This window comes from Streptomyces palmae (assembly GCF_004684805.1).
GTDB classification, from domain to species: Bacteria; Actinomycetota; Actinomycetes; order Streptomycetales; family Streptomycetaceae; genus Streptomyces; species Streptomyces palmae.
In genome coordinates, this window is the sequence record NZ_SRID01000249.1 from 1 (window position 1) to 10,337 (window position 10,337).

General features: G+C 71.2%; 11 protein-coding genes and 1 riboswitch. Of the genes, 1 reads left to right on the forward strand and 10 read right to left on the reverse strand.

All coding sequences use genetic code 11. From position 1 onward, the window contains the following. Positions 1-56: 56 nt before the first annotated feature. The 7 genes from hisG to ribD form a co-directional block, all read right to left on the reverse strand. A complete protein-coding gene (hisG, locus tag E4099_RS22430) occupies positions 57-905 on the reverse strand; it encodes an ATP phosphoribosyltransferase (protein WP_135340910.1) in 849 nt (282 codons plus the stop codon). A gap of 84 nt (positions 906-989) precedes the next feature. After that, a complete protein-coding gene (locus E4099_RS22435) occupies positions 990-1,262 on the reverse strand; it encodes a phosphoribosyl-ATP diphosphatase (protein ID WP_135340911.1) in 273 nt (90 codons plus the stop codon). A gap of 33 nt (positions 1,263-1,295) precedes the next feature. Further along, positions 1,296-1,781: a 6,7-dimethyl-8-ribityllumazine synthase gene (ribH, locus tag E4099_RS22440; RefSeq protein ID WP_135340912.1), complete on the reverse strand. Its 486-nt coding sequence runs from the start codon at positions 1,779-1,781 to the stop codon at positions 1,296-1,298. Positions 1,782-1,909: 128 nt separating this feature from the next. Further along, positions 1,910-3,193: a bifunctional 3,4-dihydroxy-2-butanone-4-phosphate synthase/GTP cyclohydrolase II gene (locus E4099_RS22445; RefSeq protein WP_135340913.1), complete on the reverse strand. Its 1,284-nt coding sequence runs from the start codon at positions 3,191-3,193 to the stop codon at positions 1,910-1,912. Between the two features lie 31 nt (positions 3,194-3,224). Then, positions 3,225-3,914, reverse strand: a complete 690-nt coding sequence (locus E4099_RS22450) for a nicotinamide mononucleotide transporter family protein (protein ID WP_245245080.1) — start codon at positions 3,912-3,914, stop codon at positions 3,225-3,227. Then, entirely contained in the window at positions 3,911-4,534 is a 624-nt protein-coding gene (locus tag E4099_RS22455) for a riboflavin synthase (RefSeq protein WP_135340914.1), read from the reverse strand. The genes E4099_RS22450 and E4099_RS22455 overlap by 4 nt, the downstream gene beginning before the upstream one ends. 1 nt (position 4,535) lies before the next feature. Then, positions 4,536-5,666 carry a bifunctional diaminohydroxyphosphoribosylaminopyrimidine deaminase/5-amino-6-(5-phosphoribosylamino)uracil reductase RibD gene (gene ribD, locus E4099_RS22460; protein WP_135340915.1) on the reverse strand — a complete coding sequence of 377 codons (1,131 nt, stop codon included), beginning with the start codon at positions 5,664-5,666 and terminating at the stop codon, positions 4,536-4,538. A 146-nt stretch (positions 5,667-5,812) separates the two neighbouring features. Further along, a riboswitch (FMN riboswitch) is annotated at positions 5,813-5,943 on the reverse strand. A 259-nt stretch (positions 5,944-6,202) separates the two neighbouring features. Here ribD and E4099_RS22465 point away from each other — a divergent pair. Further along, positions 6,203-7,591, forward strand: coding sequence for a uracil-xanthine permease family protein (locus E4099_RS22465; RefSeq protein WP_135340916.1), 1,389 nt, complete (start codon positions 6,203-6,205; stop codon positions 7,589-7,591). Between the two features lie 333 nt (positions 7,592-7,924). Here E4099_RS22465 and E4099_RS22470 read toward each other — a convergent pair whose 3' ends face one another. From E4099_RS22470 to E4099_RS22480, 3 genes are all read right to left on the reverse strand, one after another. Then, positions 7,925-8,728: a protein kinase gene (locus tag E4099_RS22470; RefSeq protein ID WP_135340917.1), complete on the reverse strand. Its 804-nt coding sequence runs from the start codon at positions 8,726-8,728 to the stop codon at positions 7,925-7,927. A 20-nt stretch (positions 8,729-8,748) separates the two neighbouring features. Next, on the reverse strand, positions 8,749-9,672 hold the full coding sequence (locus tag E4099_RS22475; RefSeq protein ID WP_135340918.1) for a radical SAM/SPASM domain-containing protein: 924 nt from the start codon (positions 9,670-9,672) through the stop codon (positions 8,749-8,751). 85 nt (positions 9,673-9,757) lie between these two features. Further along, positions 9,758-10,216, reverse strand: a complete 459-nt coding sequence (locus E4099_RS22480; protein WP_135340919.1) for a hypothetical protein — start codon at positions 10,214-10,216, stop codon at positions 9,758-9,760. Positions 10,217-10,337 lie beyond the last annotated feature (121 nt).

A 10,337-nucleotide genomic window follows, 5' to 3' on the forward strand; every position in this document is an offset into this window, starting at 1 on the left:
GGCGGACACGGCGTCGGTCTTTCGTCAGCGGCTGGGGGCGGGGGTGCGGCCGGACGTCACAGGCGGCAGGCGTGGATGCCGGTGGTCAGGATCGCGCGGGCGCCCAGCTCGTACAGCTCGTCCATGATCCGCTGGGCGTCCTTGGAGGGCACCATGGAGCGGACCGCGACCCAACCCTCGTGGTGCAGCGGGGAGACGGTGGGCGACTCCAGGCCGGGGGTGAGCGCCACCGCGCGCTCCACCTGCTCGACCCGGATGTCGTAGTCCATCATCACGTAGCGGCGGGCGACCAGGACGCCGTGCATCCGGCGGAGGAACTGCTGCACCTTGGGGTCGTCCAGCGGAGCGCCGGTGCGGCGGATCACCACGGCCTCGGACTCCAGGATCGGCTCGCCGATGACCTCCAGGCCGGCGTTGCGCAGGGTGGTGCCGGTCTCCACCACATCCGCGATGATCTCCGCGACGCCCAGCTGGATGGCGGTCTCCACGGCGCCGTCCAGGTGCACCACCGAGGCGTCCACCCCGTGTTCGGCGAGGTGCTGGGTGACCAGGCCGGAGAAGGAGGTGGCGATGGTCATGCCGCCGAAGTCGCCGACGTCCTTGGCGGTGCCGGGGCGGGTGGCGTAGCGGAAGGTGGAGCCGGCGAAGCCCAGCTGCATGATCTCCTCGGCCTGGGAGCCGGAGTCGAGCAGCAGGTCCCGGCCGGTGATGCCGATGTCCAGCCGGCCGGAGCCGACGTAGACGGCGATGTCGCGCGGGCGCAGGAAGAAGAACTCGACCTCGTTGTCCGCGTCGACCAGGACCAGTTCCTTGCGGTCGGCGCGCTGCCGGTAGCCGGCCTCATGGAGCATCGCCGACGCAGGCTCGGACAGTGAACCCTTGTTGGGGACGGCGATGCGCAGCATGAGAGCGGTTTCCTTCGTGCGTCGGGGTGTTCGGGCGGTGCGGTGGGGCAGTGGGTGCGACGGCCGGCGGGCGGCGGGCGGCGGTCAGAGGTGAGCGTATACGTCGTCGAGTGAGATCCCCCGGGCGACCATCATCACCTGGAGGTGGTACAGCAGCTGGGAGATCTCCTCGGCGGTGCGGTCCGCGCCCTCGTACTCGGCGGCCATCCAGACCTCGGCGGCCTCTTCGACGACCTTCTTGCCGATCGCGTGCACCCCCTTGTCCACCAGCTCTGCGGTGCGGGAGGTGCTGGGGTCGCCGGTGGCGGCCTTCTGCCGGAGCTCGGTGAAGAGCTCCTCGAATGTCTTGTTGGCCATGGTGGTCCTAGCGTACTGGGGTCGCCGCCCGGATCAGCGCCAGGGCTCGGCGACGGTGCGCAGGGTGGCGGCGGTGGCCACCGCCGCGGTGACCGCCTCGTGGCCCTTGTCCTCCTGGGAGCCCGGCAGGCCCGCGCGGTCCAGGGCCTGCTCCTCGGTGTCGCAGGTCAGTACGCCGAAGCCGATGGGCACGCCGGTGTCCACGCTGACCTGGGTGAGGCCCTGGGTGACGCCCTGGCAGACGTACTCGAAGTGCGGGGTGCCGCCGCGGATGACCACGCCGAGGGCGACCACCGCGTCATAGCCCCGCCCTGCCAGCACCTTGGCGACCACCGGCAGCTCGAAGCTGCCGGGCACCCTCAGCAGGGTGGGTTCGTCGATGCCGAGCTCGCTCAGCGCGCGCAGGGCGCCGGCGATCAGCCCGTCCATCACCTGGGTGTGCCACTGTGCGGCCACCACGGCCACACGCAGGTCGCCGCAGTTCCTCACGGTCAGCTCGGGGGCGCCCTTACCGCTCACGTCTTTCCTCGATCCTGGTCGTCTTGTGCTGGTGGTGCTGGTGGTGCTGAGCCGTGGTCGGGCGCGCGGATGACGGCGCGCGCCGGCGGGTTCCTGGTGGCTCAGGTGCTTGAAAGGTTGTTGAGGAGTCAGGGGGTCGTGGCCGACGCGGAGGGCTCCTCGTCCAACCAGGGCAGGTCATGCCCCATCCTGTCCCGCTTTGTCCGCAGATAGCGGACATTGTGCTCCCCGGCCTGGACCGGCATCGGCTCCCGGCCGGTGACCCGCAGCCCGTGCCGCGTCAGGGCGGCCGACTTGTCCGGGTTGTTGGTCATCAGCCGCAGTGACCGCACGCCGAGGTCGGTGAGCATCTGCGCGCCGGCCGCGTAGTCGCGGGCGTCCGCGGGCAGGCCGAGCTCCAGGTTGGCGTCCAGGGTGTCCCGGCCCAGCTCCTGGAGTTCGTAGGCGCGCAGCTTGGACATCAGCCCGATGCCGCGCCCCTCGTGGCCGCGCAGGTAGAGCACCACGCCCCGGCCCTCGGCGGCGATCCGCTCCAGCGCGGTGTGCAGCTGGGGGCCGCAGTCGCAGCGCAGCGAGCCGAAGACGTCGCCGGTCAGGCACTCGGAGTGGACCCGCACCAGTACGTCCTGGCCGTCGCCGAGGTCCCCGGCGACCAGGGCCACATGCTCCACGCCGTCCACGGTCGAGCGGTAGCCGTACGCGCGGAAGTCCCCGACGGCGGTGGGCAGCCGGGTCTCGGCCTCCCGGCGCACGGTGGGCTCGGAGGTGCGGCGGTAGGCGATCAGGTCCTCGATCGAGATGATCGCCAGGCCGTGCCGGCGGGCGAAGGCGACCAGCTCGGGCAGCCGGAGCATCACCCCGTCCTCGCCGGCGATCTCCACGATCGCGGCGGCGGGGCGGAGTCCGGCCAGCCGGGCGAGGTCCACGCCGGCCTCGGTGTGGCCGTTGCGCACCAGCACGCCGCCGGGGCGGGCGCGCAGCGGGAAGACATGGCCGGGCCGGGCGAAGTCCTCGGGCGCGCTGTGCGGGTCGGCGAGCAGCCTCAGGGTGGTGGCCCGGTCGGCGGCGCTGATCCCGGTGCCGACCCCGTGCCGGGCGGTGGCGTCCACCGAGACGGTGAAGGCGGTGCCCATGGACTCGGTGTTCTGCCGCACCATCTGCGGCAGGTCCAGCCGGTCCAGGTCGGGGCCCTCCAGGGTGGCGCAGATCAGGCCGCGGCACTCGCTCATCATGAAGGCGACGGTCTCGGGGGTCACCTTCTCGGCGGCGACGATCAGGTCGCCTTCGTTCTCGCGGTCCTCGTCGTCGACGACGACCACCGGCCGTCCCGCGGCGATCTCGGCGATCGCCCGCTCGACGGGGTCCAGGACCAGGTCGTCGGTCCAGTTCCGCACGGTGTCCAGGACGGTCATGCCCGGCCTCCTTCGTTGACTTCCGGCTGGCTCACGACAGCGCTCCTTCCCAAACGGGCGCCGGGGCGGCGGTACGCGCCCTGGAGCGCAGCCACCAGTCGCGGGCGCCCCACAGCACCAGGGCGAGGTAGATCACGTAGACCAGACCGGAGAAGGCCAGTCCGCTGCTGAACGCCAGCGGAACGCCGACCAGGTCCACCAGCAACCAGGCGAACCAGAATTCCACCAGTCCGCGGGCCTGGGCGACCATCGCGGCAAGGGTGCCGGTGAAGATGTACGCGTCCGGCCAGGGGTTCCAGGACAGCTGGGGCAGGGCGGTGAACAGCGCGCCCACCGCCAGGGTGCCGGCGGCGGTGCCGGCCAGCAGGGCGATCCGCTCCCGCCCGGTGGCGAACCGGACCGCCACCGCGCCGCCGGCGGCGCGGCCGGCGGCCTCGGTGCGGCCGTTCCGCCAGCGCCGCCAGCCCCAGCCGGCGACCGCGATGACCAGCAGCTGCTTGCCCACTCCGCCGCTGAGGTGCGCGGCGGAGTAGGCGGCGACCAGCACCAGGCCGGAGGCGAGCTGGGCGGGCCAGGTCCACAGGGACCGCCGCCAGCCCAGCGCGAGGGCGACCAGGCCCAGGATGTTGCCGATCATGTCCGACCAGAGGATGTGCTGGCCGAGCACCTGGCCCGCCTCGGTGTTCAGCCACCCGAGGGCGCCGGTCGTGGTGGCACTCACTCGTCCGGGTCCTTCTTCTCACGGTCCTGCGCGCGGTCGCCCAGCATCCGCTCGACGTACTTGGCGACCACGTCGACCTCCAGGTTGACCGGGTCGCCGACCTGCTTGGTGCCGAGCGTGGTGAGGTCGAGGGTGGTCGGGATGAGGCTGACGGTGAAGTAGCTGTCGGTGGCCTCGACCACGGTGAGGCTGATGCCGTCCACGGTGATGGAGCCCTTGTCCACCACATAGCGGGCGAGGTGGGCCGGCAGCGAGATCTTCACGATCTCCCAGTGCTCGGCCGGGGTGCGCTCGGCGATGGTCCCGGTGCCGTCCACATGACCCTGCACCAGGTGGCCGCCGAGGCGCCCACCCAGCTCCATCGGGCGCTCCAGGTTCACCCGGGAGCCGGCGGCCAGCGCGCCGAGGCTGGAGCGGTTCAGGGTCTCGGCCATCACATCGGCGGTGAACTCGCCGTCGGCGGTCTCCACGACGGTCAGGCAGACACCGTTGACCGCGATGGAGTCACCGTGCTTGGCGCCCTGGGTGACCAGCGGGCCGCGGAGTCGGAAACGGGAGGAGTCCTCCAGGTTCTCGACGGCGACGACCTCACCCAGCTCTTCAACGATTCCCGTGAACACGTCAGTTCTCCCTGTGCTGATCAGTGTCGGACTCAATGGCGGGTGGTACGGGTACAGCGGTGATCCGAAGATCCGGGCCGATTCTCGTGGTCTCGGCCACATCGAGGCGCAACGCCTGGGTGATCGTGGTGATTCCGGCCCCCGCCAGGGCGGCCGGGCCCTCGCCCAGCAGCACCGGGGCGAGGTAGCCCACCACCTTGTCCACGGCGCCGGCGGCCAGGAAGGCACCCGCCAGCGTGGGGCCGCCTTCCAGCAGGACGGAGCGGACGCCGCGGTCGTACAGCGCGGCCAGCAGGGCGCCGAGGTCCAGGCCGCGGCCGTCCGTGGCGCGGGGCAGCCGCACCACCTCGGCCAGGCCGGCCGGCAGTGCGGTCCCGGCGTCCGGGCCGACCGCGATCAGGGTGGGCGCCGTGCCGTCCAGGACCCGGGCTCCGGGGCGTACGGCGGTGCCCTCGGTGTCGAGCACCACGCGCAGCGGCTGGGTCACCTCGCCGTCGCCGGTACGGGCGGCCAGTTGGGGGTCGTCGGCGCGCGCGGTGCCGGAGCCGACCAGGACCGCGTCCGCCTGGGCGCGCAGCCGGTGCACATCGGCGCGGGACTCGGGGGAGGTGATCCAGCGGCTGGTGCCGTCGGCCGCGGCGCTGCGTCCGTCCAGGGTGGCGGCGTACTTCCACAGCACGAACGGCCGGCCGTGGCGCACCGAGGTGAGCCAGGCCTCGTTGCCGGCGGCGGCCTCCTCGTCCAGCAGACCGCCCTCGACCTCCACGCCGGCGGCCCGCAGGGTGGCGGCGCCGCCGGTGGCGGTGGGGGTCGGGTCGGCCACCGCGTAGACCACCCGGGCCACCCCGGCGGCGATCAGGGCCTGTGCGCAGGGGCCGGTGCGCCCGGTGTGGTTGCAGGGTTCGAGGGTGACGAGGGCGGTGCCGCCGCGGGCCCGTTCCCCGGCCGCGCGCAGCGCGTGCACCTCGGCGTGCGGGCCGCCGGCGCGGCGGTGCCAGCCCTCGCCGGCGATCTCTCCGGCGGCGTCGAGGATGACGCAGCCGACGACCGGGTTGGGGCTGGTGTGGCCGAGGCCGCGGGCGGCGAGCTCCACGGCTCGGCGCATCGCGCGGGTTTCGGCTGCGGTGGCCACCGGGTCCTCCTGCCTCAAGGGGCGCGGACTCCGGGGCTGTCGAAGGACAGAGAGCGGGAAGAGGCGTCGCCGAGGCGGCACGACCGGAACACGGAACCGTCCCTGGGGAGGGTCCGCCGGAGCGCGACGCACCGGTGCCAAACCCGCCGCGCACTGCCTCCCATCCGGACTTTCACCGTCGGTCCAGGAATTTCACCTGGTCAACCGGCCGCTGGCGGCGGACGGGTCGCGGACTGTAACCGCCGGCTCGGACTTTCACCGACCCCGGAGTGCGCTGACGTCACTGGTACGCCACCAGTGTGCCATGCGTCCTCGGCGTCTCTGCAGGCCATCACCCTGTGGCCTGGGTCACCGGGGTGGGGCGGCGCGCGGTCCGCCGCGCCGGAGGCCCCTGACCTCGTCGGACGGACGGCGCCACCTCTCGGGACGGAAGGCAGCGCGCCGCTCGCCCCGTAACATTGCTCCGATCGGCTTCGAATATTTTCGCATTTTCGATCACATTTTTCTGAAAATGAACTGGACGAAGTGGAGCAGTCATGGGCCTGGGCGTGCGCTGGACCCTGCACGGCGATGGGCGCACTCCCGCCCCGGGGGCCGTGGTCAGACCCGATGAGCGGCTCTCCTGGCCGCGTACGGCCGGGCTGGGCGCGCAGCACGTGGTGGCGATGTTCGGCGCCTCCTTCGTCGCCCCGGTGCTGATGGGCCTGGACCCCAACCTGGCGATCATGATGTCCGGCGTCGCCACCATGCTGTTCCTGCTGGCCACCCGCGGCCGGGTGCCCAGCTATCTGGGATGCAGCCTGTCGTTCGTGGGTGTGGCCGCGGTGATCCGGGCACAGGGCGGCGGCAGCGCCGCGGTCACCGGCGCGATCTTCGTGGTCGGCGCCGCGCTGCTGCTCGCCGGGCTGGCGGTGCGGAAGTTCGGCGCGCGGATCATCCACGCCGCCATGCCGCCGGTGGTCACCGGCGCGGTGGTGATGCTGATCGGCTTCAACCTGGCGCCGGTGACGGCCCACACCTACTGGCCGACGGACCAGTGGACCGCCCTGCTGACCATGCTCTTCACCGGCCTCGCGGTGGTCTGCCTGCGCGGCTTCTGGTCGCGGATCGCGATCTTCCTCGGGCTGGTCTTCGGCTATGCGCTGTCCTGGTCCCTGGACCGGATCTTCGGCAAGATCCACTCGGTGAACGGCGGCGGCGAGGCCGTGGACCACTGGCGGCTGGACCTGTCCGCGGTGGGCAAGGCCGACTGGTTCGGGTTCCCCACGCTGCACGGCCCGACCTTCCACTGGTCGGCCATCCTGGTCGCGCTGCCCGTGGTGATCGCGCTGATCGCGGAGAACGCCGGGCACGTCAAGGCGGTCGGCGAGATGATCGACGACCCGCTGGACGACAAGCTGGGCACCGCCATCTCGGCGGACGGCGTGGCGACCATGCTCTCCACCGCGGTCGGCGGCCCGGCCAACACCACCTACTCCGAGAACATCGGCGTGATGGCGGCCACCCGGGTCTACTCCACCGCCGCCTACTGGGCCGCCGCCTGCTTCGCGCTGCTGTTCGGCCTGTGCCCGAAGTTCGGCGCGGTGGTCGCGGCCATCCCGGGCGGCGTACTGGGCGGCATCACGGTGATCCTCTACGGCATGATCGGCCTGCTGGGCGCCCAGATCTGGGTGCACAACAAGGTGGACCTGCGCAACCCGCTGAACCTGGTGCCGGTGGCGGCGGGCGTGATCATCGGCGTCGGCGGCGTCGGCCTGAAGATCAGCGACAACTTCGAGCTGAGCGGCATCGCGCTGGGCACCATCGTGGTGATCACCGGCTACCACGTGCTGCGGGCCCTGGCCCCGGCGCACCTGAAGAACCAGGAACCGCTGCTGGACTCGGGCACCAGCTCCTACGACCGCTCGGACCGCTCGGAGGACTGACCACCCCTCGGCCCGCACCCTCCCCAGGACCGTCCCGCACCGCCCCGGCGGTGGCGCGGGACGGTCCTGCCGCATCCGGCGGCGCCTGTGTGCGGATCGCCCTCGCCATGACGGGCGTTCGCTCGTTACGGCGAGGCGGCGGCGCACAAGGTGTGCGGCACATGCTCACCGCCCTCGATCCGGCCACCGGCCGGCTGTACCACCGCATCCGCTCGCGCGATGTCCGCGCCGAACCGAAGACGCACTACACGGGAGCGACGATCAGACCGCTACCTGGCCGCGGTGGACGCCGGGTCCGGCCGCCGCCTGATGACGCCCGGGCCCCGGGCGGTGCTATGCAGATACACCCCGGTGGGAGGCCCATGCCTCCGTTGCCGCGAGCATCGCGGCGAGCCAGGATTCACTGGGATTCCGCTCGATGAACCGCCGGTGCATGCGCAGATCGGCCACAGCGAACACGTCGATCGCCCTCGGATCGGCACTCGTCCATGCGGTGCAGCCGGCAGCCCAGGACTCGGCGGACTCGGGGCTGTGGCCGGCGGCGATCAGCTGCACGACGAAACAGGCCGGGTCGATGAAGCCGGGCCCGCGGGTGGGCCACGACCAGTCGATAATCCACGAGCCCGCTTCTCCTACCGTCAGGTTGGCTGGGTTGATGTCGGTGTGCAGCAGGGCGTCACCGCGGAGAAGCCCTAGCTCGCCTTTGCTGCTCACGTAGGCGTCCCACCGGTCTTCCCGCCAGTCCCGTGCGACGTCGGGCAACTCCAGCCTGGCTGCCCGGTTGAGGAGGTCAACGGCGAGGGGGAGGTCCGGCGAACCCGGCTCGAAGTCAAGGCCGCGCTCCTCGATGGCCTCGAAGCCGAGGATGATCCACCCGGCGTCGTCTCCGTCAACGCTCCACAACAGTCGGGGTGAGAGAGGCTGTACGTGGGGGTTGATAGCCCGCTCCCGGAGGATGGAGGCCTTCCGCCCCCCGGGGCGGTTGAACATCGCCTTGACGAAGAACCGCCCCTTCTCGCTGTCGATGACTGCGGAGAAGTCGGAACTGAACCCCCGGGCCGGAACCCGAACGTGGGTGACTTTACCGGTGTACGGCAGGATCAGATGTCTGAAGTGGCCGTCGGGCAGGTCACCCACGTCGAGTCTCCTCGGTTACGTCAGTTCTTCGGCCTGCATTCGCTGAGCGGTGCACCCGGACGGCACGCATCGTTCGGTGCGCACCTCGGGTCACATGGGTTCTTCGGGACGCAGTCAGGATGACACGGCTGGTTCTGGCCTTGGTCGTTGTCCTTGTCCTTCTTCCCCCAGTCGGCTCGGAGGGAGTCGACCGCTTCGGAGAAGGCGGGACCGCTCAGGATAGAGGCGAGTGAGGCATCGTGGACGTTGCCGACACCCATCCAGGTGGAGAAGACACAAGGCGCGACGGTGCCGGTCGGGTCGATCACCGCCCGGCCGTCACCACACCCGCCACACAGGCCGGCCACATCCGGCTTCGGGGTGCTGGAGGCGCGTCCGAACTCCCGGACGCGGTCCGCGCCGATCCGCTTGACACCGAGCGATTCCAGGTCTCGGCGTGCTTCGGCGATCTGCTGTCCGGAATCGGCGACGATCCCGGCGCGCAGTGGGATGCCGAGCTGTACGGCCTTGTGGATGTTGGCCCGGGTGCGATCGTGGGAGCGGCGGCCGGTCCGCGCGTCGTGTTCCTCGGCCTTCGCCGAGTAGTAGGAGGTAGCCAGGGACAGGCCATCGCGCTGGAACAGTTCCCAGCGCTTCGGCGGGACGTGTACGAGGTTGCTGTAGACCTCCACGCGCAGGCCGATCGTCAGCGCATGGTCCACCAGCTCCGCGAAGTCGGGGTGCATGGTCGGCTCACCGCCAATGAACTGCACGTCGGTAACGCCGCAGCCAGCGGCCTGGTCAAGGACGCTGATCCAAGCCTCGCGGGTCATGGTGCCGTGGCGTCCTTCGGGGCCCGACTCGTTGTAGCAGTGCGAGCACGTGAGCTGGCACTTCCGGGTGAGGTCCAGCCACAGCAGTCGAATGGTGGTGGCCTCGGCTAACACTTGCGCGGTCGATGTCACTGTCTGACCCTTCTCTGTGGATCGTGCGCGGATGTGCAACCCGCCCCGGCCGGCCAGGAAGCGGCAGGGGGGGGAGTCTGGGCGCTCAGCCCGCGAGCCGAGCGACGAGGGCCGCCAGCGGTCGGCGCTTGCGGTGGAGGTGCCGCCGGGACGAGGGCCGGGCCACGTGAGAGGCCGCAGGCCAGGCAGTCAGGGAGTAACGGCCGGTGTGGTCGGTGGCGGCCACCACCACCGGCACGCCTTCCTCCAACTGTCTCAGCGCCCAAAGCTGCCGATCCGGGTCCGCACACCACTGCCGAAACTCGGTCGGAACGTCGGCCAGGGCATCCGGTACGGTGCGCAGCGATCGGCCGGCCAGCCAGGGCGTGCGCGGGTCCAGGTCCAGGCCGTCGGCGACGCGGACGGCCTGGACCCGGAGCCAGTGGAGGGCGTCTGCGGCTGACGGTGTCTGGTGCCTACCGAGGCAGACACGCTTCATGTGCCCGTCGACGGGGCCTTCAGCCAGTACCTCGGCCCGGTAGATCTGACTGCCGGTGGTGTTCACTGTGACTCCTCTGCCGGCTGCGTGTGGCGTCTTGGGGGGGAGAGCTGTCGCTTATACACATCTGAAGCTGCCGACGATCGCCTAAGTGTAGATCGAGTTGAACGCCGTATCCCTTAAAAGA